Annotated in this window: 23 protein-coding genes; 5 read left to right on the top strand and 18 right to left on the bottom strand. The window is 61.5% G+C overall.

Features of this window, described 5'->3' with window-relative positions:
- The first annotated feature begins 158 nt into the window (after positions 1 to 158).
- The gene (locus ACB034_RS13830) at positions 159 to 965 is read left to right on the top strand and encodes a PhzF family phenazine biosynthesis protein (RefSeq protein WP_371173055.1); all 807 of its coding nucleotides are present in this window, start codon (positions 159 to 161) and stop codon (positions 963 to 965) included.
- Between the two features lie 130 nt (positions 966 to 1,095).
- Here the strand turns inward: ACB034_RS13830 and lysS are convergent, their stop codons facing one another.
- Positions 1,096 to 2,631 (bottom strand): lysine--tRNA ligase, encoded by a 1,536-nt coding sequence (gene lysS, locus ACB034_RS13825; protein WP_268855137.1) that lies wholly within the window; start codon positions 2,629 to 2,631, stop codon positions 1,096 to 1,098.
- A 16-nt stretch (positions 2,632 to 2,647) separates the two neighbouring features.
- A protein-coding gene (prfB, locus tag ACB034_RS13820; protein ID WP_124239217.1) for a peptide chain release factor 2 occupies positions 2,648 to 3,746 on the bottom strand; the annotation gives its coding sequence in 2 pieces (ribosomal slippage) (positions 2,648 to 3,670 and positions 3,672 to 3,746; 1,098 coding nt in all).
- A 251-nt stretch (positions 3,747 to 3,997) separates the two neighbouring features.
- Between prfB and ACB034_RS13815 the strand changes: the two genes are divergently transcribed.
- A complete protein-coding gene (locus ACB034_RS13815) occupies positions 3,998 to 5,869 on the top strand; it encodes a methyl-accepting chemotaxis protein (protein ID WP_042072348.1) in 1,872 nt (623 codons plus the stop codon).
- A gap of 246 nt (positions 5,870 to 6,115) precedes the next feature.
- Here ACB034_RS13815 and gltS read toward each other — a convergent pair whose 3' ends face one another.
- Entirely contained in the window at positions 6,116 to 7,315 is a 1,200-nt protein-coding gene (gene gltS / locus ACB034_RS13810) for a sodium/glutamate symporter (protein WP_026457592.1), read from the bottom strand.
- A 508-nt stretch (positions 7,316 to 7,823) separates the two neighbouring features.
- Between gltS and ansA the strand changes: the two genes are divergently transcribed.
- The gene (gene ansA, locus ACB034_RS13805; protein WP_042025741.1) at positions 7,824 to 8,831 is read left to right on the top strand and encodes an asparaginase; all 1,008 of its coding nucleotides are present in this window, start codon (positions 7,824 to 7,826) and stop codon (positions 8,829 to 8,831) included.
- Between the two features lie 91 nt (positions 8,832 to 8,922).
- Here the strand turns inward: ansA and ACB034_RS13800 are convergent, their stop codons facing one another.
- Both ACB034_RS13800 and ACB034_RS13795 read right to left on the bottom strand, forming a co-directional pair.
- Entirely contained in the window at positions 8,923 to 9,216 is a 294-nt protein-coding gene (locus ACB034_RS13800) for a YeaC family protein (protein ID WP_026457591.1), read from the bottom strand.
- Between the two features lie 59 nt (positions 9,217 to 9,275).
- Positions 9,276 to 10,709 (bottom strand): glyceraldehyde-3-phosphate dehydrogenase, encoded by a 1,434-nt coding sequence (locus ACB034_RS13795; RefSeq protein WP_042072347.1) that lies wholly within the window; start codon positions 10,707 to 10,709, stop codon positions 9,276 to 9,278.
- Positions 10,710 to 10,906: 197 nt separating this feature from the next.
- Between ACB034_RS13795 and ACB034_RS13790 the strand changes: the two genes are divergently transcribed.
- On the top strand, positions 10,907 to 11,707 hold the full coding sequence (locus tag ACB034_RS13790; protein WP_371173054.1) for a DUF2989 domain-containing protein: 801 nt from the start codon (positions 10,907 to 10,909) through the stop codon (positions 11,705 to 11,707).
- A gap of 7 nt (positions 11,708 to 11,714) precedes the next feature.
- Positions 11,715 to 12,275 carry an NUDIX domain-containing protein gene (locus ACB034_RS13785; protein ID WP_371173053.1) on the top strand — a complete coding sequence of 187 codons (561 nt, stop codon included), beginning with the start codon at positions 11,715 to 11,717 and terminating at the stop codon, positions 12,273 to 12,275.
- Between the two features lie 62 nt (positions 12,276 to 12,337).
- On the opposite strand, the gene lipA is transcribed toward ACB034_RS13785, so the two are convergent.
- From lipA to lptE, 13 genes are all read right to left on the bottom strand, one after another.
- Complete coding sequence (lipA, locus tag ACB034_RS13780) at positions 12,338 to 13,303, bottom strand: lipoyl synthase (protein ID WP_042025734.1); 966 nt, start codon at positions 13,301 to 13,303, stop codon at positions 12,338 to 12,340.
- Complete coding sequence (lipB, locus tag ACB034_RS13775; RefSeq protein ID WP_026457355.1) at positions 13,300 to 13,977, bottom strand: lipoyl(octanoyl) transferase LipB; 678 nt, start codon at positions 13,975 to 13,977, stop codon at positions 13,300 to 13,302. Before lipB ends, lipA begins: the two co-directional genes overlap by 4 nt.
- 62 nt (positions 13,978 to 14,039) lie before the next feature.
- Complete coding sequence (gene ybeD, locus ACB034_RS13770) at positions 14,040 to 14,303, bottom strand: DUF493 family protein YbeD (protein WP_026457356.1); 264 nt, start codon at positions 14,301 to 14,303, stop codon at positions 14,040 to 14,042.
- A 270-nt stretch (positions 14,304 to 14,573) separates the two neighbouring features.
- Positions 14,574 to 15,764 carry a D-alanyl-D-alanine carboxypeptidase family protein gene (locus tag ACB034_RS13765; RefSeq protein WP_042025733.1) on the bottom strand — a complete coding sequence of 397 codons (1,191 nt, stop codon included), beginning with the start codon at positions 15,762 to 15,764 and terminating at the stop codon, positions 14,574 to 14,576.
- Positions 15,765 to 15,946: 182 nt separating this feature from the next.
- Positions 15,947 to 16,879, bottom strand: a complete 933-nt coding sequence (locus tag ACB034_RS13760) for a septal ring lytic transglycosylase RlpA family protein (RefSeq protein ID WP_371173052.1) — start codon at positions 16,877 to 16,879, stop codon at positions 15,947 to 15,949.
- The gene (gene mltB, locus ACB034_RS13755) at positions 16,821 to 17,819 is read right to left on the bottom strand and encodes a lytic murein transglycosylase B (RefSeq protein ID WP_371173051.1); all 999 of its coding nucleotides are present in this window, start codon (positions 17,817 to 17,819) and stop codon (positions 16,821 to 16,823) included. The genes ACB034_RS13760 and mltB overlap by 59 nt, the downstream gene beginning before the upstream one ends.
- The gene (rodA, locus tag ACB034_RS13750; RefSeq protein WP_371173050.1) at positions 17,819 to 18,922 is read right to left on the bottom strand and encodes a rod shape-determining protein RodA; all 1,104 of its coding nucleotides are present in this window, start codon (positions 18,920 to 18,922) and stop codon (positions 17,819 to 17,821) included. The genes mltB and rodA overlap by 1 nt, the downstream gene beginning before the upstream one ends.
- Entirely contained in the window at positions 18,915 to 20,837 is a 1,923-nt protein-coding gene (gene mrdA / locus ACB034_RS13745) for a penicillin-binding protein 2 (RefSeq protein ID WP_026456716.1), read from the bottom strand. Before mrdA ends, rodA begins: the two co-directional genes overlap by 8 nt.
- Positions 20,838 to 20,940: 103 nt before the next feature.
- Positions 20,941 to 21,408: a 23S rRNA (pseudouridine(1915)-N(3))-methyltransferase RlmH gene (rlmH, locus tag ACB034_RS13740; RefSeq protein WP_026456715.1), complete on the bottom strand. Its 468-nt coding sequence runs from the start codon at positions 21,406 to 21,408 to the stop codon at positions 20,941 to 20,943.
- A gap of 5 nt (positions 21,409 to 21,413) precedes the next feature.
- Positions 21,414 to 21,749, bottom strand: coding sequence for a ribosome silencing factor (gene rsfS, locus ACB034_RS13735; RefSeq protein WP_026456714.1), 336 nt, complete (start codon positions 21,747 to 21,749; stop codon positions 21,414 to 21,416).
- Between the two features lie 106 nt (positions 21,750 to 21,855).
- A complete protein-coding gene (gene nadD / locus ACB034_RS13730) occupies positions 21,856 to 22,524 on the bottom strand; it encodes a nicotinate-nucleotide adenylyltransferase (protein ID WP_234924530.1) in 669 nt (222 codons plus the stop codon).
- The gene (gene holA, locus ACB034_RS13725) at positions 22,521 to 23,558 is read right to left on the bottom strand and encodes a DNA polymerase III subunit delta (protein ID WP_201940449.1); all 1,038 of its coding nucleotides are present in this window, start codon (positions 23,556 to 23,558) and stop codon (positions 22,521 to 22,523) included. The genes nadD and holA overlap by 4 nt, the downstream gene beginning before the upstream one ends.
- Positions 23,558 to 24,040 (bottom strand): LPS assembly lipoprotein LptE, encoded by a 483-nt coding sequence (lptE, locus tag ACB034_RS13720; protein WP_042025723.1) that lies wholly within the window; start codon positions 24,038 to 24,040, stop codon positions 23,558 to 23,560. Before lptE ends, holA begins: the two co-directional genes overlap by 1 nt.
- Positions 24,041 to 24,113: the final 73 nt, after the last annotated feature.

Here is a 24,113-nt window from a genome sequence, read left to right as displayed (position 1 = left end):
GGGTGTGATGGATAACAACAAAGAATAAAAATGTCTTTTTTATTCTATTACTGCATTAAAAAGGCGATGGAGAGAGTTGCAAGGCGACGCAGGTCGACAGGGTTCTCATGGTATAAAGGGCGATGAATGAGCCCGTATTAGCCACACAGGAAGCGTGAATGTCGATCATCAGCTTGTTTCATGTCAATGCCTTCAGCCAGCACCCCTTTGGCGGCAACCCGGCGGTGGTGGCGCTGGGGCCGAGTCAGCCGGATGCCACCCTGCTGGCCATGGCGGCCGAGTTCAACCAGTCGGAGACCGCCTTTCTGGTGCCTTTGGGCCGGGCCCGCTACCAGCTGCGCTGGTTCACCCCCGAGCTGGAAGTGGATCTCTGCGGTCACGGCACCCTGGCGGCCGCCCATGTGTTGTGGCAGACGGGGGCGGTGGCTGAGGATGAGGTCATTGGCTTCGAGACCCGCAGCGGCGAGCTGCTGGCCCGGCGCGAAGGGGCGTGGATCTGGCTCGATTTCCCGCGCATTGCCCCGGCGCCGCTCGAGCTGGATCCGGCCTATGCGGCGGCGGTCGGTTGCCAGCCGCTGCAAACCCTGGCGGCTGGCGCCAAGTTCTTGCTGGCGCTCGCCAGCGAGGAGGAGGTTCGTGCGCTTACCCCAGATTTTCAGACCCTGCGCGCGCTGCCCGGCCGCGGCCTGATGGTGACGGCACCCTCGCGCGACCCGGACCATGACTTCGTCTCTCGCTACTTCGCCCCCTGGGTCGGGGTGGATGAGGATCCGGTGACCGGCTCCAACCACTGCGCCTTGGTGCCCTTCTGGGCCGAGCGGCTCGGCAAACGGCAGCTGTGGGCCCGCCAGATCTCGGCCCGGGGTGGTGAGCTGCGGCTTGAATTGCAGGGAGAGCGGGTGCTGATGGCGGGTCAGGCCGTCACCTTGTGGCAGGGGGAGTGGCTGCTGCCAGTGGCCTCATAAGCGCGAGACTGACGGCGGCTTGAGCGTTCGCCACCGGTTTGTGTCCGCCATAAAAAACGCCCCGCAGTTGCGGGGCGTTTTGATTGCCATGGACGGCAGCAGTGCTGCTACGGCCTTATTTCTGCGGTTCTTACTTTTGTGGACGCAAGGCCGGGAACAGGATGACGTCGCGGATGGTGTGGCTGTTGGTGAACAGCATCACCAGACGGTCGATACCGATACCCTGACCGGCAGTCGGCGGCAGACCGTGTTCCAGCGCAGTCACGAAGTCGGCGTCGTAGAACATGGCTTCGTCATCGCCTGCGGCTTTCTGGTCAACCTGAGCCTGGAAGCGCTCGGCCTGATCTTCTGCATCGTTCAGCTCGGAGAAGCCGTTGGCCAGCTCGCGGCCACCGATGAAGAATTCGAAACGGTCGGTCACGTCCGGGTTCTGGTCGTTGCGACGGGCCAGCGGAGAAACGGCGGCCGGGTACTCGGTGATGAAGGTCGGTTGCAGCAGCATGTGCTCCACGGTCTCTTCGAAGATCGCGGTGATCACGTGGCCCAGCTCCCAGCTCTTCATCAGCTCGATCTTCAGGCCCTTGGCGACGGCGGTGGCCTTCTCCAGGGTGGCCAGATCATCGCGGGTCACAGCCGGGTTGTACTTCAGGATGGAGTCCACCATGGAGAGGCGCTGGAACGGCTGACCAAAGTCGATGGTCAGGCCCTCTTCGCCCTCTTTGGCGTAGCGGATTTTGGTGTCGCCCAGGATGTCCTGCGCCAGGGTGCGCAGCATCTCTTCGGTGAGATCCATCAGATCTATGTAGTCGGCGTAGGCCATATAGAACTCGAGCATGGTGAACTCGGGGTTATGGCGAACGGAGATACCTTCGTTACGGAAGTTGCGGTTGATCTCGTAGACACGCTCGAATCCACCGACCACCAGACGCTTCAGATAGAGTTCCGGAGCGATACGCAGGTACATGTCGATGTCCAGCGCATTGTGGTGGGTGATGAAGGGACGGGCAGAGGCGCCACCCGGGATGACCTGCATCATGGGGGTTTCCACTTCCATGAAGCGCTTGTCGTTCAGGAATTTGCGGATACCGGCCACGACCTTGGTACGGGTCACGAAGGTCTTGCGGGACTCTTCGTTGGCGATCAGATCCAGGTAACGCTGACGGCAGCGGGCTTCCTGGTCGGTCAGACCCTTGTGCTTCTCGGGCAGCGGGCGCAGTGCCTTGGTCAGCAGGCGGATGTCGGAGACGTGCACGGACAGCTCGCCGGTCTGGGTCTTGAACAGGGTGCCTTCGACACCGACGATGTCACCCAGATCCCACTTCTTGAACTGCTCGTTGTAGAAGCCTTCCGGCAGGTCGTCACGAGTCACATAGACCTGGATCTTGCCAGCCATGTCCTGCAGGGTCGCGAAGGATGCCTTGCCCATGATCCGGCGGGTCATGATACGACCGGCAATCTTCACCCGTTTACCCAGGGCAGTCAGCTCCTCGGCGCTTTTGTCGCCAAACTCTGCCTGCAGATCGCCGGAGAGGCTGTCACGACGAAAGTCGTTGGGGAAGGGATTGCCCTGGGCGCGCAGGGCGGCCAGCTTGGAACGACGCTCTGTCATCTCATTGTTGAGTTCGAGAGTTTGGTCGACTTCCGGAGTAGTGGTTTGTTCAGACATGGTGATTCCTGCTTGTTTACAGACCTGATTTCAGGCTGGCTTCGATAAACTTGTCCAAGTCACCGTCGAGCACCGATTGGGTATTACGGGTTTCGACGCCGGTGCGCAGATCCTTGATACGGGAGTCATCCAGCACGTAAGAGCGGATCTGGCTGCCCCAACCGATATCGGACTTGGTCTCTTCCAGGGCTTGTTTCTCAGCGTTTTGCTTCTGAATTTCCAGCTCGTAGAGCTTGGCTTTCAGCTGCTTCATACACTGATCTTTGTTTTTGTGCTGGGAACGGTCGTTCTGGCACTGTACCACGACACCGGTCGGGACGTGGGTGATACGCACCGCGGATTCAGTCCGGTTAACGTGCTGACCGCCGGCACCGGAGGCGCGGTATACGTCGATACGCAGATCGGCCGGGTTGATATCGATTTCGATATCGTCGTCGATTTCGGGATAGACGAACACGGAGCAGAACGAGGTGTGGCGACGGCCGCCGGAATCGAACGGGGATTTGCGAACCAGACGGTGCACGCCGGTTTCGGTGCGCAGCCAGCCGAAGGCGTATTCGCCGGTGAACTTGATGGTGGCGGACTTGATGCCGGCCACGTCACCCTCGGAGCATTCGATGAGCTCCGGCTTGTAGCCGTGAGCATCGCCCCAGCGCAGGTACATGCGCAGCACCATGTTGGCCCAATCCTGTGCTTCGGTACCACCGGAGCCGGATTGAATGTCGATATAGCAGTCGGAACCGTCGTGCTGGCCGGAGAACATGCGGCGGAACTCCAGCTCCACCAGCTTGGCTTCCAGCTGCTCGGCTTCGGCGATGGCTTCGTTGAAGGTCTCTTCATCTTCCCCTTCCACGGCCAAGCTGACCAGCATCTCGACATCTTCCACGCCCTGAGTCAGGGTATCGATGGTGCCAACCACGTTTTCCAGCGCGACGCGCTCTTTGCCGAGCGCCTGTGCGCGCTCCGGCTCATTCCAGACGTCGGGCTGTTCCAGCTCGGCGTTTACCTCTTCCAGACGCTCTTTCTTGGCGTCATAGTCAAAGGTACCCCCTAAGAAGCTCGGTCCGCTCAGACAGCTCCTTAAGTTTGTTCAATACAGGATTAACTTCGAACATCGTGAAAACTCTCAGGATCGATGTGATTTGAAAACGGGTCATTCTAGCCAATTGTGGAAGGAATAAACAGGGCCGCCTGTCCTTGTGCGTGCCCTGTAGGCAATTTCTGGTGCAGTTTTCCCCACTCCAGTAGAAAATACCGCCCGCAACCCGGAATAAGGGTTCAGTTCTGGCTAATAACGTCGCTATAACATACGGGTGCCATGCACTTTTTGGGAAATCCTGTTCCTGATCTCATAAGAAGAACCATGATGAAAAATCTATCACTCAAGCAAAAGATACTGTTATCGGTGGTGATCGCCCTCTCGCTGGTGATCACCTTGCTCTCCTGGCAAGGCTACAGCAGCCAGAAGTCGCTGCTGTTGCAAGGCAGTCAGGAGCAGGTACAGCGTCTGGGTAACCAGCAGGCTGAACGGATCAGCGACTGGCTGGCTGCCCGTCGTGATGTAGTGCAGGCCCTTGGCAACAAGGCTGGCGCCGAGCCCCTCAATGCCCTGCAGCAGGCACAGGTCTCCGGCCGCTTCCAGCTCACCTATTTTGGCGAGAGCAGCGGCAAGATGAATGACTCTGACCCATCCATCAACCGTGACGGTTATGACCCCCGCTCCCGTGGCTGGTATCAGGAAGCCATGGCCAAGGGGGGCATGATCGTCACCAAACCCTATCTGGACGTGGCCTACAACATCCTGGTTGTGACCCTGGCCCAACCTGCCCAGGGCGGTGTGGTTGGCGGCGATCTCTCCATCGCCTCCCTGGTGGAAGACGTCACCAAGATGACTCTGCCGGCGGACGGTTTCGCCGTCATGATGCACAAGGATGGCACCGTCATCGCCTACAAGGATGCCGCCAAGGCGATGAAGCCGGCCACCGAGATCGACAACGATCTGACCAACGCCCTGATTGAGCAGAGCAAGGCCAGCCACGAGCTGGTGCCGGCCTACTTCGACGGCGAAGGACGCGACAAGCTGCTGTGGGCGGTAGACATTCCGGACACCGACTGGGAGCTGGTACTGGTACTGGACAAGGCGACCCTGGAGGCGCCGCTCTCCTCCCTGCTGATGACCCAGCTTGGCCTGGCCCTGCTGGTGCTGGTGGGCAGCATCCTCGCCATCTCCTGGCTGGTCAGCCTGCTGCTCGGCCCGCTCACCAAGGTCTCCCAGGCCCTGGCCCGCATCGCCGACGGCAACGGCGATCTGACCCAGCGCATCAAGATTGACACCAATGACGAGGTCGGTCAGCTGGCCAACAGCTTCAACCGTTTCGTCGGCAGCCAGCACCAGCTGATCGGCAATATCCGCAAGCTGGCCAGCGAGCTGGACGCCGATGCCGAGCGCAGTCTGGTGACCAACCAGGCGGCGGTCGAAGAGCTGCAGCGCCAGCAGCAGGAGGTGACCATGGTCGCCACCGCGGTGACCGAGATGGCGAGCGCCACCCAGGAGATCGCCAATAACGCCGAGAGCACCGCTGCCGCGGCCCAACAGTCGGCCCAGAGCAGCGAGCAGGGCAAGATGCTGGTCAACAAGACTCGTCAATCCATCAACGGTCTGGCCGATGAAGTGGGTCAGGCGACCGAGGTGATCGGCGAGCTGAGCCGTCACGCCCAGGCCATCTCCGGCATTCTCTCCACCATCCAGGGCATCGCCGAGCAGACCAACCTGCTGGCCCTGAACGCGGCCATCGAAGCGGCCCGTGCCGGTGAACAGGGTCGCGGCTTCGCCGTGGTGGCTGACGAGGTGCGGGTGCTGTCGCGCCGTACCCAGGACTCCACTCAGGAGATCCAGTCCACCATAGAGACGCTGCAGCAGACCACCTCCCGTGCCGTGAGCCTGATGCAGACCAGCCAGGGGCTGGCCGACAACAGCGTGCAGGATGCCGATGCCGCCGCTGCCGCGCTCGAAGAGATCACCCAGGCTGTCTCCCTCATCTCCGACATGGCGGGCCAGATTGCCACTGCCGCCGAGGAGCAGACCCAGGTGACCGGCGAGATCACCCAGAACACCACCGCCATCAAGGATGTGAGCGACGAGATCACCGCCGCCGCCATGCGGGATCTAGATCAGGCCGCCGGACTCAAGGGACGGGCAACCGACCTGAACCAGCAGGTCGCGACCTTTATCCTGTAATCAGGCAAACCCGTTGCAACCGAGCCCCGCGATCGATGATCGCGGGGCTTTTTATTGGTCGTTATCGTGGTCGCAGCGGTTGGGAAAGGGGAAGTAGGGGGGAAACGGCAACCTGCGCTTAACGCCCATGTGCCAGGTGACAGCATAGCTGGCCTTTGGTCAGCACTTTGCCAAGCAGATTGATGCCCAAAACAGAGAGCCCACCTTGTGGTGGGCTCTTGTCATCATGGTTCTGTCTGGTCGGGCTTACAGGAAGGGCAGCGCCATAAACAGCTTGATCACCATGGCGTTGATGATGTCGATGAAGAAGGCCCCCACCATGGGCACCACCAGAAACGCCAGGTGAGAAGGGCCGAAGCGCAGGGTGATGGCCTGCATGTTGGCAATGGCCGTCGGAGTCGCCCCCAGGCCAAAGCCGCAGTGACCCGCCGCCAGCACGGCCGCATCGTAGTTTTTGCCCATGACCCGGAAGGTGACGAAGACGGCGTAGAGCGCCATCGCCACTGTCTGGGCGGCCAGCAGGATGAAGATGGGCAGCGCCAGGCTGGCCAGATCCCACAGCTTCAGGCTCATCAGCGCCATCGCCAGGAACAGCGACAGGCTGATGTTGCCGAGCAGGGAGACTTCGCGGTCACTCACCTCATGCCAGTTGAGCAGGGTCAGGGCGTTGCGCAGCAGTACGCCGACGAACAGCACGCAGACGAAGATCGGCAGCTCGAGGACACTGCCCTTGAGGTAGAGGGAGAGCAGCTCGCCCCCTTTCAAGCTAATGGCGATGAGCGCCAGGGTCTCAATCACGCTAAACGGGGTGAGCGGGCGCTCCATGTCGGGCATCTCGAAGCCCTGGGGCGCGTCATCCTGGTTGTGCTCTTCGCCCGGCACCTGCACCTTCTTCACCAGATAGCGGGCCACCGGGCCGCCGATCAGGCCACCCAGCACCAGACCGAAGGTGGCGCAGGCGATGGCGAGTTCGGCAGCAGACTGCACGCCGTACTTGTCGGAGAAGGTAGCGCTCCAGGCCGCTCCGGTGCCGTGGCCGCCGGAGAGGGTGATGGAGCCGGCCAGCAGCCCCATGTGGGGATCCAGACCGAGCAGAGTGGCCAGGCCCACCCCCAGGCTGTTTTGTACCAGCAGCAGGCCGGTGACCACCATCAGGAAGGTGACCACCGCCTTGCCGCCGCGCTTGAGGCTGCCCAGATCGGCGGAGAGGCCGATGGAGGCGAAGAAGGCCAGCATCAGCGGGGTTTGCAGGCTGGTGTCGAATTGCAACTCCATCTGCAGGGTGGAGCGCAGCAACAGCAGTACCAGGGCGACCACCAGGCCGCCGGCAACCGGTTTGGGGATGTTGAAGGTGCGCAGCAGCCCGACGCGGGTAACCAGCAGACGACCAAGCAGCAACACCAGGGTGGCGGCGACAAGAGTGGCGTAGGAATCAAGTTGTAGCATTCAGTACTCCCATGTTGATTGGCTGTGTCTTTCGGTGGTGAAGACTCACAGATTCAGCCGGGATAAAAACAGTGCGGCGAACGTGCCAGCAAAGAAGGGGAAAGGTTCCCCGCTCCATGAAGATGGAGCCAGTGCGGGCCTGACATGCTCAGGCATCCAGATGAGATTTTGGTAAAATCCGGCGGACTGTAGCAAAAAACACCTATTAATTCCATATTTCATGCCTTATTGACCATTATTTGTTCTTTTTTCGAGATTTAATACCTATGGGGTAGGGCGTGTTGAGGTTCGAAATGGTTGGCTCCTGCTGCCCGTCAAACCCAGCCCGGGCGTGGGAAAAACAGTGTGTTTGACTGAGGGATAACAATGGATATGGCACACCTTGCCGCCCCATCGTGCTTGGGCAGGTATCACAAGATGCGACGGATGGGGTGTGAAGAAGAGGGGCTATCCCTATATAATCCGCCGGTTTCCGGCCCACTGATCCGGCCAACCAAGAGGAGAGGGTGTGAAGAAGTCCATCTACATCGCCTACACAGGCGGCACCATTGGGATGCAGCGTTCCGACCACGGCTATGTGCCGATGGCGGGCTTTATGGAAGATTGTCTGGCGCGGATGCCCGAGTTTCATCGGCCCGAGATGCCCGATTACCATATTCACGAATATGATCCCCTCATCGACTCCTCCGACATGACCCCGGCGGACTGGCAGCGCATCGCCGAGGACATTCGCGACAACTACGAGAAATACGACGGTTTCGTCATCCTGCACGGTACCGACACCATGTCGTTCACCGCCTCGGCGCTCTCCTTCATGCTCGAAGATCTGCACAAGCCGGTCATCATCACCGGCTCCCAGATCCCGCTCGCCGAGCTGCGCTCCGACGGCCAGCAGAACCTGCTCAATGCCCTCTATATCGCGGCCAACTACCCGATCCACGAGGTGACGCTCTTTTTCAACAACCAGCTCTATCGCGGCAATCGCAGCAAGAAGGTGCATGCGGACGGCTTCCACGCCTTCGACTCGCCGAATTATCCGCCGCTGCTCAATGCCGGTATCGCCATCTCCCTGGAGGCGGGCGAGCTGGGGGTGCCGTCCGATCAGCCTCTGGTGCTGCACGACATCACCCCCCAGCCTATCGGGGTGGTGACCCTCTACCCGGGTATCTCCAGCGAGGTGATCGCCAATATCCTGCAGCAGCCGGTGAAGGCGCTGATCCTGCTCTCCTTCGGGGTCGGCAATGCACCGCAGAATCCGACCATGCTGGCGCTGCTCTCCGAGGCCTCGGCCCGCGGCGTCATCATCGTCAACCTTAGCCAGTGTCTGCACGGCAAGGTCAACATGGGGGGCTATGCCACCGGCAACGCCCTCTCCCGCGCCGGGGTCATCTCGGGCTTCGACATGACCGCCGAGGCGGCACTGACCAAGCTGCACTTCCTGCTGAGCCAGGGCTTGCCCTCCCACCGCATTCGCGAGCTGATGCAGCAATCCCTGCGTGGCGAACTGACCCCCTGATGAGCGGGTAAGGTGCGGATAAAACAAGAGGGGAGCCATGATGGCTCCCCTCTTTGTTGTGCGCTGCCAGCAGCGACTTGTCGGGTCAGTCTCAGTGGCTGAGGTCGACCCGCACTATCTCTTCTTCGTCGCGGTACTGGCGCTTGAGCTCGCTCTTGCTCTTCATCACGATCTCGCCGTCACGGCCAATATTCATGTGCTCGGGATTTTCAAGGTGCATCGCCTGCCAGGCCATCACGGCCTGCAGGGAGGTGGCCTTCTGTTCGTCGGTGAGCGGCTTGCCATCTGGCCACTTGCCAAGCTCGACCGCGGTCTTGAGCCGCTCGTACACCTCTTTGGGCATCTGCCTGATTGCTTGTTGAAACTCACCTTGTTGATACGACATCCGGCCTCTCCTTGAAATTGAGCCATGAACCCGGGCTTGGGCGGGCAGATCCTGGCGGGTTATGCAGGTAGATCCTGACGGACTACGCCGGCCATCTGCTCCATCACCCGCACTACCTGACAACTGTATCCGAACTCGTTGTCATACCACACGTAGAGCACGCAGTGATCCCCTTCGGCGATGGTGGCCTGGGAGTCCACGATGCCGGCGAAGCGGGAACCCACCATGTCGGAGGAGACCAGCTCGGTGCTGGCACTGAAGTCAATCTGGCGATGCAGGGCCGAGCTCAGCGACATCTGCTGCAGATAGGCGTTGAGGCTCTCCCGATCGGTGGCCTGCTCCAGGGACAGGTTGATGATGGCCAGAGACACGTTGGGGGTGGGCACCCGGATGGCGTTGCCGGTCAGCTTGCCCTTGAGCTCGGGCAGCGCTTTGGCCACCGCCTTGGCGGCGCCGGTGCTGGTCATCACCATGTTGAGGGCCGCGCTGCGACCGCGGCGCTCGCCCTTGTGATAGTTGTCGATCAGGTTCTGATCGTTGGTGTAGGAGTGCACCGTCTCGACGTGGCCGTGACGGATGCCGTATTTCTCCTGCATCACCTTGAGCACAGGGGTGATGGCGTTGGTAGTGCAGGAAGCGGCGGAGATGATGCGATCTTCCGGGGTGATCACCTCGTGGTTGACCCCGAATACCACATTCTTCATCTCGCCCTTGCCGGGAGCGGTCAGCAGTACCTTGCCGGCGCCGCGCGCCTTGAGGTGTTCACTGAGGCCGGCCTCGTCGCGCCAGACGCCGGTGTTGTCGATGATCAGGGCGTTCTGGATGCCGTAGGCGGTGTAATCGATATCGGCCGGGCTGTTGGCGTAGATCACCTGGATGTAGGTGCCGTTGGCGATGATTGCGCTGCGCTCCACGTCCACTTCGATGGAACCGTTGAAGGGGCCGTGGACGGAGTCGCGGCGCAGCAGGCTGGCGCGTTTTTCCAGATCTCCGTCACGACCGCCACGTACCACGATGGCGCGCAGGCGCAGGGAGTTGGCGGCGCCGGTACGCTCGATCAGCAGGCGGGCCAGCAGGCGGCCGATACGACCAAAACCGTAGAGCACTACATCAGTCGGCTGGGGAACCTCACCACGGCCCAGGGCCGGTGCCAGTTTGGCTTTCAGATAGTCCTCGATGCCCGCCTCATCCTGATGTTCCTGCCAGTAACCAACGGCCAGTTTACCCAGATCGATCTCGGCAACGGTCGGTTTCAGGGCCACGATGGCCTGCAGCAGGGGAAAGCTCTGTTGGATGGGGAGGGGGGCGCCCTGGTGGCGGCGTACGACCCTGTGGGCCTTGAGGATATCGATGGTGGAGGCGTTTTGCAGCGGACGTCCGTAGACGGTGATCTCGACCCCTTGCTGGCGATAGAGACGACCAATCAGGGGTTGCATGGCTTCGGCGAGCTCCTGGCTCTCCTGCCACGCTTGCAAGTAGTGCTCGTGGGTCATTAACCAGATCCTTTATTTCACGTTGTTGGTGCAAATAGAAAATCGTCGAATGCAGATCACTGTAGGGGTGTATATTTCGTTATATTATTCTGCAGTCGCGGCCTTGAGTGGCGCGCGCATTGTAATGGATATGTAACCGGTTTGCTAGCCGGAGGTGGCCGCATCAGGCTCCTATTGTAATTAATCAGATGTGAGTCATGACAGATCTGCCTATGCGCCCAACACTCATCCTGCTCCCGATCATGTTTGCCGCCGCCGGCTGCAATGACGATCGGCTGCACAACATTTGCAACAACCATCCCGAGTTGTGTCAGGATCTGGTGGACGATGGCTGGTGCCGCTACGAGCGCACCGACATCATCCGCAGCCGTTTCTACCTCAAGGAGGAGGAGACGGATCGCCGCAAATACGAGCTGATTCGCAACCTTGAGCGCTACCTCAAGTGCGCGGAGCGCTCCACCAACATCGAATACAAGAATGCCAAGGAGCTCAAGAGTCCGCGGGTGGAAGGCATGCTGGCCGCCGGCGAACAGCTGGCCCAGCTGGATGTGGCGACCCGCAACTCCCAGGATCCCTACCTGCTGCTCTGGCACTGGACCAACAACACCAACGAGCTGGCTCGCCAGCAGTTCATGGCGCTCGAGGGCAAGCCGGTGCTCGAGGAGCCCGAATTGCAGCTGGCGCTGGGGGGCATCTATGCCAAGAGCGATCCGGCCAAGGCGATCGACACCCTGCAGCACGGTCTCTCCCTCTACCGGCAGGGGGACACGGTCAACAGCCGCCTGCTGACCTCCCTCAGCACCCTCTACATGGGTCAGAAGCAGTATGGGCTGGCCTACCTGTGGGGCAAGGTGAGCGAATCGTTCAAAGGCTCTCCCGAGGTCTCCACCGCGCGCTTTGGCATCTATCACACCCTGAGCAAGACCGATCTCGAAGCCTACGACAAGCGGGCCGCCGAGCTGGTCGAGCAGATCCGGCAAGGCAACTACCGGCCTTGAGACAATGATGACGTTACAGACACAAACTTCCTGTTGGCCCGACCCCTTTGCCATCGACTTTGTCCATGGTCAGGTGCCGACCGATGGCAGCAACCTGGAGCGCCTGACGGTGCGCGCCGTGGTGGCGCGAGATGACGAACTGCTGCTGGTGCACTCCCGGGTCAATGGCGACTTCATGTTCCCGGGCGGCGGCGTCGAGGCAGGTGAGAGCCATGCCGTGGCGCTGGCCCGCGAATTGCGAGAGGAGTGCGGCGCCGAGCTGCTGGAGGTGGGGCCCCTGCTCGGCGAGACCCGCGAGTACCGGCCGGCCCGGGAGCAGGGCGTCGATGCCTACTGTATCCGTTCCCTCTATTACCTCTGCCGGATCGGGGAGACGCTGGTGGCCCCGCAGCCCCAGCCCTACGAGATCCGGCTCGGTTTCGTACCCGGCTGGATCGCCATCGAAGAGGCGCTGCAGACCAACAAGACCCAGCTGGCGGGCCCCTGTCCGCAGTGGACTGTGCGCGAGACCCGGGTGCTGGCCCAGCTGCAGCGCTGGTGGCAGCGCGGCGTGTTCGATGAGTGGTAATGCCGAGAAACAGATACAAAAAGAGCGCCTTGTGGCGCTCTTTTTGATGGCAAGGGATGAGGTTACTTGACCTCTTCGCCCTTGGCCTGCAGATCGGCGTGATAGGAGGAACGCACGAAGGGACCGCAGGCGGCGTGGCTGAAGCCGAGCTCCATCGCCACGTCTTTCAGCTCGTCGAACTCTGCGGGCGGCACGTAGCGCTTCACCGGCAGGTGGTGGCGGCTCGGCTGCAGATACTGGCCCAGAGTCAGCATGTTGACGCCGTGCTCGCGCAGATCCTTGAGCACCTCGACTATCTCTTCGTTGGTTTCGCCAAGGCCCATCATCAGACCGGACTTGGTCGGTACGTGCGGGTGCATCTCCTTGATGCGGCGCAGCAGCTCCAGCGACCACTTGTAGTCGGCGCCCGGACGGGCCACCCGGTACATGCGCGGGGCGGTTTCCAGGTTGTGGTTGAAGACATCCGGCGGGGTCTCGCGGAACACCTCGAGGGCCTGCTCCATGCGACCGCGGAAATCCGGGGTCAGGATCTCGATGCGGGTCTGCGGGCTGTGCTCGCGGATCTGCTTGATGCAGTCGGCGAAGTGCTGGGCACCGCCGTCGCGCAGATCATCGCGATCCACCGAGGTGATCACCACGTACTTGAGGTTCATCTCCTTGATGGTGAGCGCCAGCTTCTTCGGCTCTTCCGGATCCAGCGGGAGCGGACGGCCGTGGGCCACGTCGCAGAAGGGGCAGCGACGAGTACAGATGGCGCCCATGATCATGAAGGTCGCCGTGCCGTGGTTGAAGCACTCCGCCAGGTTGGGGCAGGAGGCCTCTTCACAGACCGAGTGCAGCTTGTTCTTGCGCAGGGTGCTCTTGATGTGCTCGATCTTCTGGCTGGAGGGGGGCAGTTTGATCCGCATCCAGTCCGGTTTGCGAAGGAGTTCTTCGTTGGGATCCGGCATGAATTTCACCGGGATCAGGGCCATCTTGTCGCCATCGCGCAGCTTGACGCCCGGCTCCATACGAACGGGTTTGCTCATGATTCACTCTCGGTGTTTGTTATTGTCTGATAGCCAATCAGGCTGGCCAGTTCGGCCACCAGAATGGATTGCGCCTCGGCCACGCTTTGCGGGCCGCCCAGGGCGCTGGTCTGGGTCATGGCCATGCCCGCGTAGCCGCACGGATTGATGTGCAGGAAGGGGGTCATGTCCATGTTGATGTTGAGGGCCAGCCCGTGAAACGAGCACCCCTTGCGGATGCGCAGGCCGAGGGAAGCCAGTTTGGCCTCCATGCCGAGCTCGTTTTTCACGTAGACACCGGGGGCGTCCGCTTTGGCATAGGCCGTGATGTCGCTTTTCGCCAGGGTATTGATGATGGCGGTCTCCAGCGCGGTGACCAGTTCGCGCACCGTCAGCTTGCAACGGCGCACATCCACCAGCACATAGAGCACCAGCTGGCCGGGACCGTGATAGGTTATCTGGCCGCCGCGATCGCTCTGTACCACCGGGATATTGCCCGGGTTCAGCAGATGTTCGGCCTTGCCGGCTTGCCCCTGGGTGTAGACGGGATCGTGCTCCACCACCCAGAACTCGTCCGGGGTCTCGCCGGTGCGGCTGTCGGTGAAGGCTTTCATGGCGTCCCATACCGGTTGGTAGGGACGACGGCCCAGATGTCTGACGATAAGCGTGGGCTGGGCGGGGATCCGGGATGACATGGCTTCCTCACGGCAGGCTGCTGCCAAAAACAGTCGCCCCGCAGAACGGGGCGAGAGAGACGTTACAGTACGTATTTCACCAGCTCGATCTTGCCGAGGGCGGTATACATCGCCTCGATGTGCTCCTTGCTCTGGGCGGTGACAGTCACTCGAACCGAGTGATAGTTACCCTTGGAGCTGGGCTGGACGGTCGGGCTGTAAGTACCGGGGGCGTGCTGCTGCAGCACTTCCACCACCATGTCCGGCAGCGCCGGATCGGCGACGCCGAGTACCTTGAACGGGAATTTGCAGGGAAACTCCAGCAGTTCATCAAACTTGGTATTCATTTACTCACCTTTTGCATCGTCACGGGGACGACTTCATCTTGGATGGCTAGTTGCCGGTGGCCCCTAGGGGCCGCCATTGCTGTCTATATGGGCACGCTCCTAGCCAGGATCAAGGCCCGGAGCGGTCAGACAAGAATGGGAGTGCTGCTTTTTACCACAAATCGGGGTGTGGCGGAACCTGCAGTTTGCAGGGTTATTCACTGCCCTGACGGCCAGAGACAGCAGCGGCGCCTGTTGGCGCCGCTGTTGGGTGAGGATTGTGCGTCCCTGTTACTTGAACCAGCTGGAAACCAGCAGTACCAGATAGTCCCACAGACGGCTCATCAGACCGCCTTCCTGCACCTCTTCCAAGGCAACCAGCGGAACCTGCTTGATCTCCTTGTCGCCCTGCTTGAGGAACACGGTACCGACTCGCTGACCCTTGGCCAGCGGAGCTTTGAGCTCGCTGTCGAGCTGGAAGTCAGCTTTGAGGTTGTTGCCCTGACCGCGGGTCACCAGCACGGAGACATCCTGGTCGACGCCCAGTTTTACCTCGGACTTGTCACCCATCCAGATCTTCTGGGTGACCAGCTCGGTGCCAGCCTTGTACGGGGTCAGGCTCTGGAAGAAACGGAAACCGTAGGTGAGCAGCTTTTTGCTCTCGGCCGCGCGGGTAGCTTCGCTGTTGGCACCCAGCACCACGGCGATCAGGCGCATGCCTTCGTTGTTGGTGGCGGAGGAGACCAAGTTATAGCCCACCTGGCTGACGTGACCTGTCTTGATGCCATCCACCTGCAGGGACTGGTCCCACAGCAGGCGGTTACGGTTGTGCTGGGTGATGCCGTTGAACACGAAGGATTTTTGGGAGTAGATCTTGTACTCCTCCGGCAGATCGCGGATCAGTGCCTGACCCAGACGGGCCATGTCGTGAGCGGTACTGTAGTGGCCTTCCGCATCCAGACCGTGGGGGTTCACGAAGTGGCTGTCATTCATGCCGAGCTTGGCTGCCCAGCTGTTCATCAGGCTGGCGAAGGAGTCGGTGCTGCCCGCCAGGAATTCGGCCATGGCGACGCAGGCGTCGTTGCCGGACTGGATGATGATGCCCTTGTTGAGGTCATCAACGGAGACCTGTTTGCCCACCTCGATGAACATCTTGGAGGAGTCGGCGTAGTTCTTGGACCAGGCGTTCTGGCTGATGGTCACCATGTCGGTGCGCTTGATGTTCCCCTTGGCCAGCTCCTGGCCAATGATGTAGGAAGTCATCATCTTGGTCAGACTGGCGGGCGGCAGACGCTCTTCGGCGTTCTGCTCGGCCAGCACCTGACCCGAGTAGTAATCGATCAGAATATGGGCCTTGGCGGAGATCTCCGGCGCGGCGGGAACGACCACAGGGTTGGCGTTCGGCGTAGGGACAGGCGTGTTGGCCTGAGCGGTGGCGCTTATCAGAGAGGCCAGAATAACGGAACGGGCAAATTTGGACATCTTGAAATTCCTGCGAGCCAGATGGGGAATGAATGCGGGCCTAACTATACCAGATGCACCCGCCGGTCATAGTCCGACGTGGCGATCAACTCTGGTTTTTTATCCATCGGCTCCGTTCACCACGCCACAAAGCGACGTGATGAGCGGGTTTTACGGCAGATAGACCCACAATCTGGAGGGGATCAGGGCACGATGAATGCCTGTTCCAGTCCACCCTGGCGAACTTTTTCCAGTGTGCTCAGTTGTTGGTCGGCCGGGATCGGGCCTATCAGCACCCGGAAGATGGCGCCATGGGTGTCGATCCGGTAGGGCACGCCGTAGCGCTGGGTCATTACCTTGCCCATCGCCTCGGCTCGCTCCCGGGAGCCGCTTGCCAGCACCTGGATCATCTTGCCCTGACCACTGGCCGCCTGGGGCTGAGCCTGTTTGGCCGCAACCGGCTTGCTGGTGCTGCTGGCGCTGCTGGCGCTGCTGGCCGGTGTGGCCGGTGTGGCCGGCTTGGGCGAGGGGGCAACCTGGGTGTCTGCCGGTGTCTCGGCCGGCAGCATCGGGGCCATCGGCTCCATGATCACCCGCTGATCCGGCGTGTCGCTGATGAGTTCAAGCCGCACACGGGCCTCGCCGGTGTGGACCATGTCCAGCTGCTCGGCGGCGGCGTAGGAGAGGTCGATGAGGCGGCTGCTGTCAAACGGACCGCGGTCATTGACCCGCACTATGGTCTCCAGACCGTTGTCCAGATTGGTGACCCGCACATAGCTCGGGATCGGCAGGTTGCGGTGGGCGGCGCTGAACAGCTTGCTGTCCAGCACGTCGCCGTTGGCGGTCTTGTTGCCGTCCAGATCCTTGGCCAGCCAGCTGGCGGTGCCCTCCTCGGTGTAGTGCTTGATGTCGCGCCATACCTCGTATTTCTGCTTGCCAATCCAGTAGTTCCGGTTGCCGCTGGTACTCAGGGGCTCGGGGCGCGGAATGGCGCCGGTGGCCTGCGGTATCTCGATAACGGGCGGTTTGCTGACCGGTGCTTGCGGTTCGACCGGGGCGCTCTGTTCCGGCTGGCTGCTACAGGCGGCCAGCAACAAGCTCAGGCTGAGCGGGAGGAGTTTGTGACGAAGTTGCATACGCTTCCTGAATGGCTTGGCTAAGTTGATACACCGCCATCGCATAGAGGGGGCTGCGATTGTAGCGGGTGATCACATAAAAATTATGCCGTGCGACCCAGTATTCCGGTCCATCGGCTTGTTCGAACGCCAGCAACTTGACCGGCGTCTGCGGGGCCGGCGGGGTGGCAAGCTCGATGCCTGCCGCCGCCAGTTCCGCCCACTGTTGTGTCAGCTCGGGCTCGGATCTCAGCAGGGGCTCGATCGCCAGCAAACCGGTCTGGGCCGGTTCGACCACCGACTCGCCCCAGCGCCACTGATGTTCGGCAAAGTAGTTGGCTACGCTGCCGATGGCATCGGCCGGATTGGCAAACAGATCCCGTTTGCCGTCACCGTCGAAATCGACGCCGTAGTGACGATAGCTGGAGGGCATGAACTGCCCCATCCCCATGGCCCCGGCGTAGGAGCCCTTGAGGCGCGCCAGCGGCCAGCCCTCTTCCCGGGCCAGCAGCACCAGCTGGGCAAACTCCTTGGCGAAGAAGTCGGCCCGCGCCGGATAGTGAAAACCCAGGGTATAGAGACTGTCCAGTACCGGATGACGCCCCATCTGTCGGCCGTAGAAGGTCTCGACCCCTATGATGGCCACGATGAGCGCCGCAGGCACCTTGTAGGTCTGCTCGGCCCGGCTCAGGGTGGCGGCATGGCGCTGCCAGAAGCGCAGTCCGTCGGCAATCCGCTCCTGAGTCACGAACAGCGGCCGGTAGCGATACCAGGGTTTGGCCTCCCAGGGACGGTTGATGGTGTCGAGCACCTCTTGGCGCAGCTTGGCCTCCTTGGCGGCAGCCTGCAGCGCCGCCAGCGGTACCTGTTGCTGCTCGGCGAGCTGCGCCAGACGCTCCTGCGGCACACCGGCCTGGGCCGTCATGGCCCAGAGGGAGAGCAGTGCCCAACCCCATCTCATCAGGCGAGTAGCCTTCTATGAGTCTGGATTGACATCAGTATGCCAAAACCGGCCATCAGGGTCACCATGGAGGTGCCACCGTAACTCACCAGCGGCAGAGGTACTCCCACCACCGGCAGTATGCCGCTCACCATGCCCATGTTGACGAACACATAGACGAAGAAGGTGAGGGTCAGGGCGCCGCCAAGCAGACGCTCGAAGCTGCTCTGGGCCTGCATCGAGATAAACAGGCAGCGGCTGATGACATAGAGGTAGAGCACCAGCAGCAGGGCGACCCCTACCAGGCCGAACTCTTCGCTGAATACAGCGAAGATAAAGTCGGTGTGGCGTTCGGGCAGAAATTCGAGCTGGGACTGGGTGCCCTGCAGCCACCCCTTGCCGAAGACGCCGCCGGAGCCGATGGCGATCTTGGACTGGATGATGTGATAGCCACGCCCGAGGGGATCTTTTTCCGGGTCGAGCAGCATCAGTACCCGCTGGCGCTGGTATTCGTGCATCAGGAAGAACCAGAGCACCGGCATGAAGGCCAGTGCCATCACCACCGCCAGCCCGATCAGCCACCAGCTCAGTCCCGCCAGGAAGATGACGAAGAAACCGGAGGCGGCCACCAGGATCGAGGTGCCGAGATCGGGCTGGGCCGCGATCAGCAGGGTCGGCAACAGCACCATGACCAAGGCGATCGCCACGTGGCTGAGCTTGGGGGGCAGCGAGTGGCGGCTGAGCCAGGCGGCCACCATGATGGGCATGGAGAGCTTCATCACCTCTGACGGCTGGAACTTCATAAAACCGAGATCCAGCCAGCGCTGGGCCCCCTTGCCGATGTGGCCGAACACGTCCACCGCGATGAGCAGCAGCACCACCACAGCAAACAGGGGCACCGACCAGCGGGCGTAGAGGGAAGGGGGCAGCTGGGCCATACCGATCATCAGGGCGAAGGCGATCCCGCCGCGTACCAGCTGGCGCACGATGGAGTCCATGTCCTGACCTGAGGCGGAGTAGAGCACCACCATGGAGAGGGCCATCACGGCCAGCAGGCCGAGAAACAGCGGCAGGTCGATATGCAGCTTGTACCAGATGCTCTGCTGGCGAGCAGAATTACTCATGAGGGGTGACCTCTTCGGATTGGGGCTGCTTGACCGGTGATGGCGGCAGCTGGGGGTCTGGCGGCAGTAGATAGGCATCCAGCATCTGGCGTGCGATAGGCGCACCGGCTCGACCACCGCCGCCACCAATCGAGTTCTCCAGCACCAGGGCGACTACCGCCTTGGGCGCTTCAAACGGCGCATAGGCGACGAACAGCGCGTTGTCGCGATGCTCGGCCTTGACGGTTTTGATGTTATAGACCTGGTTCTCCTTGAGGCCGACCACCTGGGCGGTACCCGACTTGCCACCCGAGGAGTAGGGGGCTTTGGCAAACGAGAGGCGACCACTGCCCTCGCGGCCATGGTTGACGCGCCACATGCCGTCCTGGGCCACTTTCCAGTAGCTGTCGTTTTTCACCTGCAGTGCCATCTTCTGGTTGACCGGGGCGTCTTCGTTGCCTGTGGCTGAAGTCAGGCGCTTCAACAGGTGAGGCGTCACGTCGTGACCGTTCTGGGTCAGGATGCTGATCGCCTTGGCCAGCTGGATTGGCGTAGCGCTCCAGTAGCCCTGACCGATGCCGACGGAGATGGTGTCACCCTGATACCAGGGCTGGCGCCAGCGAGCCATCTTCCAGTCGCGGGACGGCATGACACCCTTGGTCTCTTCATAGAGATCGACGCCACTGTAGCGGCCGAAGCCGAACTTGGTCATGTAGTCGTGGATCTTGTCGATGCCGACCCGGTAGGCGAGATCGTAGAAGTAGGTATCCGCCGACACCTCGATGGCGCGGTAGACGTCGAGCCAACCATGGCCCCAGCGGCGCCAGTCGCGAAACTTCTTGGTGGTGCCCGGAATGGAGAAGCTGGGGCCGCCGAAGTAGCGATAGTTGGGGGTAATGGCCCCCTCGTTGAGCCCCATCACCGCCATCATGGGCTTGACGGTGGAGGCGGGGGCATAGATGCCCTGGGTGGTACGGTTTACCAGGGGACGGGCCGGATCGTTGAGCAGCGCCGAGTAGTTGGCGCTGGAGATGCCGGTCACGAACAGGTTGGGGTCATAGCTCGGGCTCGACTCCATGGCGATGATGGCACCGGTGGAAGGATCCATCATGACGATGGCTCCCCGCTGGCCTCCCAGCAGCTGCTGGGCCTTGAGTTGCATCCGGATGTCGATGTTGAGGTAGATGTCCTTGCCCGGGATCGGCGGCTGGAACTTGAGGGTGCGCACCACCCGGCCGCGGTTATTGACCTCGACTTCCTGATAGCCGGCCACCCCGTGTAGATCGTCCTCGTAGTATTTCTCCACCCCCTGCTTGCCGATGTCTTTGGTGGCGGCATAGTTGGCGAGCTTCTCCTCCTTTTCGAGGCGTTCCACGTCGCGGGTGTTGATCTTGGCCACATAGCCGAGGGCATGGGTGAGGGTATCGCCAAACGGGTAGTAGCGCTTGAGGTAGGCCTCGATGCTGGCGCCTGGGTAGTTGTGCTGGTTGACCGAGAAGAGGGCTACCTGATACTCGGTCAGCTTCTCGTACAGCGCCACCGGCTTGAAGCGGCGCTGACGTTTCACCTCGGCCAGGAACTTCTCCTTGGTTCCCTCCGGCAGCTTCAGCAGGGCGATGAGGTCGTCGGCGGTCTTCGCCAGATCCTTGGTCTCTTCCGGCACGATTTCCAGGCTGTAGACGGGGCGGTTCTCCGCCAGCAACACGCCGTTGGCGTCATAAATGAGGCCGCGGGGCGGCGCCACCGGCACGACCCGGATCCGGTTGTCATTGGAGCGGGTCTGATAGGTGTCGTAGGACTCGACCTGCAGGTAATAGAGATTGCCCAGCAGCACCAGCATCAGCACTATGATGCCGATGTAGGCTACCAGGGTGCGCCGGAAGAACAGATTGCCCTCGGCACTGTGATCGCGCATCTCGATGCGTTGTTTCAGCATGCCTCTACCTCAACTCCATGGGGGGCAATAACAGCAAGAACGGCATGGTTCACTCTCTGTGGTACGCAAATGCAGCAGGGACGATCGGCCACGACATCATGGATCACTCCCTGTGATACGGGTGATTGGTGGTGATGCTCCAGGCCCGGTAGAGGCTCTCGGCTACAAGAACTCGCACCAACGGGTGGGGCAGAGTCAGCGGTGACAGGGACCAGCTCTGCTCAGCCGCGGCCTTGCATTCGGGCGACAATCCCTCGGGCCCGCCCACCAGCAGGGCCACGTCGCGACCGTCCAGTTTCCACGCCTCGAGCTGGCTGGCCAGTTGCTCTGTGGTCCAGGGTTTGCCCGGGATATCCAGGGTGACGATGCGCGAGCGACCGGCGGCCGCCAGCATGGCCTCCCCCTCTTTTTGCAGGATGCGGGGAATGTCGGCATTCTTGCCGCGCTTGCCGGCGCCAATTTCCACCAGCTCGAACGGCATGTCTTTCGGGAAACGGCGACGGTACTCTTCGAAGCCATGTTCTACCCAGGCAGGCATCTTGGTGCCCACCGCAATCAACTGGATCTTCATGGTCTTTACGCCTGGATCGGGGCGCCGCCCCACAGTTTTTCCAGTTGGTAGAAGTCGCGATATTCGTCCTGCATCACGTGCACGATCACCGACCCCATGTCTACCAGAACCCATTCGCCGCTCAGCTGGCCTTCCACGCTCAGCAGATCGAGTCCGGCATGGCGGGCTTCGCTGGCCAGATGACTGGCGATGGCGCAAACGTGACGGTTGGAGTTGCCAGAGCAGATGATCATGGTATCAGTGATGCTGGATTTGCCGCGCACATCGATGGTGATGATATCGCGGCCTTTCATGTCATCGATCTTGTCGATGATAAAGGCGTGCAGTTCTTGGCCTTGCAATGAGTCTCTCCTGTATTCCGGCGCGCTCGTACGGCGTGAGGGCGGCGGATTATATCATGGTCAATCCCGTTTCCCCATTGGGCTGAGACGGGATTACGACAGGGTCTTACTGGCCGGTGGCGCGGTAGAGCCCCTGTTGATCAATATAGTGTGCAACCGACTCGGGCAGGAGGTAGCGGACATCCTGCCCCGCTTCCAGCAGTGCCCGCAGCCGGGTGGACGACAGCTCGACGGGCTGGTTGTCCGCCAGCCAGATATGGCCGGCCAGACGCTGATGCAGTGCCTGCACCCGGGTGGTCTGGTGGCGAGCCAGTAAGTCGGCGATCTCTGCGGGATAGTCGGGCTGCCAGCCGGGGCGTGAACTCACCACCAGATGGGCATAATCGAGCAGCTCCTGCCAGCGATGCCAGCTTGCCAGGCTCAGCAGCGAATCCATCCCCATCAGAAAGCAGAGCGGTGTGTCGGGCAGCTCGTTCCTCAGCTCGACCAGTGTATCAATGGTCCAGGAGGGGGTGTCGCGCTTGAGCTCCCGTTCATCCACCACGAAACTGCGATTCTCCGCCGCCGCCAGCTTGACCATGGCCAGACGCTGTTCGCTCGAGCAGAGGGGATGGGCCCTGTGGGGCGGAATATGGTTCGGGATCAGGCGGATCTCTTCGAGCCGCAAGGCATCGCGCGCCTCGATGGCGGGTCTCAGGTGGCCGATGTGAATGGGATCGAAGGTCCCCCCCAGCAGGCCGACAGGAGCCTTCAGCGGGCCGATTGAAGCCTTCAGCACGGACTCTCCTCCATCGCCAGCGGCAACGGGGTGCCATCGCGAAAGCCGAGAGCCAGGGTCTGCAGCATCAGCCAAGCTTGCTCGGTGTCGAAGCGGCGCTGGGCGTCATCGAGCCGTGCCATCAGTTGCCACAGCTGCTGCAGCTTGGCGAAGGGGAGCCGGGTCAGCGCCTGCTGGATCAGCTGCTGACGGCTCTGCCAGATACGCAGACGGCTGAAATGCTCCCCCAGTGGCTGGCCACTGCGCATGGCCAGCGACAGCTCGGTGAGCTGCTCCAGCTCGCGGCACAGGGTCCAGGCCAGCATGCCGGGTTCGGTGCCCTCGGCACGCAGGGCCGCCAGGATCCGCTGGGCCCGGTTCACCTTGCCCTCCAGCAGGGTATCGACCAGCTGGAACGGGGTAAAGTGGGCGTGGCGGATGATGGTCTCCTGCAGATAGGCGACGCTGATGGGCTGGGGCGGCGAGAGCAGGGTCAGCTTCTCTATCTCCTGGCTCGCGGCCAGCAGGTTGCCCTCATAGCTGTGACACATGAAGTTGATGGCATCCGGCAGCGCCTTGAGACCGAAACGCTGGAAGCGGGCATTCATCCAGCGCGGGAAAAACTTGGGCTCGGGATGGTTGACCGGCACATAGGTGCCGATCTGGTAGAGCTTGTCGAACCAGGCAGCCTTCATCTGGGTCTGGTTGAGACGACCACCGCTCAACACCAGCAACAGGTCGGGGTGGAGCTGTTTGCCGATCTCGCTGATGCGGGCGGCGAGATCCTTGTCGACCTTGGCGGGCAGCTCCAGCTCGATGATCTGGCGGGCGGAGAAGAGGCTCATGGCCTGGCAGGCGTCGTAGACCTGATTCCAGTCCAGTCCCTGCTCGACCACGAAGCTGTGGCGTTCATCGAATCCCTGCTTGCGGGCGATCTGGCGGATGGCGTCGAGCGCCTCCAGCCGCAGCAGTGGCTCGTCGCCAAAAACGAGATAGCAGGGCCGAAGCCCTGCTTTGAGGTGTTCACCAAACTGCTCGGGGTAGATCCGCATCAGAAGCTGACCTGGCTCAACTGACGGATCACCTGGCTGGCTGCCTGCTCCTGCATCTCGCGGTTGAGCTGCTCCTGCTCGCGGGAGGAGGCCAGCGCCGCATCCGGCTTGTTCAGGAAGCTGCGGTTGAAGTTGATGGGGAAGACTTGAGTCGGCTTGCCCGGTACCGCGACGGTGAAGCGGGTGCTAAAGCCCAGCACATACTCGGTATCGGCCCCCAGGGCGTTGACCGAGGCAACCTGGCTGGAGCTGCCGATGCCGCCCAGAGTCAGCACCGGGATGCCCTCCTTGTCGGCCAGAGTGACGCCCGCAGCCTTGAGACGGGTGGTGACCAGCCGGTAGAAGTCGCTCTTGTTGTCGCCCACGACCTTCATGGTCATCAACTCCGCCGGGATGCCGGTGCCGCGCATATGAAAACCGCAACCCTGCAGCAGCAGGGCTGCCAGCATGATGGCCATCCAGCGAGTGAAGATGGAGCCCATATGAAATCCTCTTTGCGTTAAGTGAAGAGCGGCGGGCGCAAGGCCCGCCGTTATCATCCGTTTACCGTCACCG

This window comes from Aeromonas sp. S18(2024), from assembly GCF_041402525.1.
Lineage (GTDB): Bacteria > Pseudomonadota > Gammaproteobacteria > Enterobacterales > Aeromonadaceae > Aeromonas > Aeromonas enteropelogenes.
This window is presented reverse-complemented; position numbering and strand designations above follow the sequence as displayed.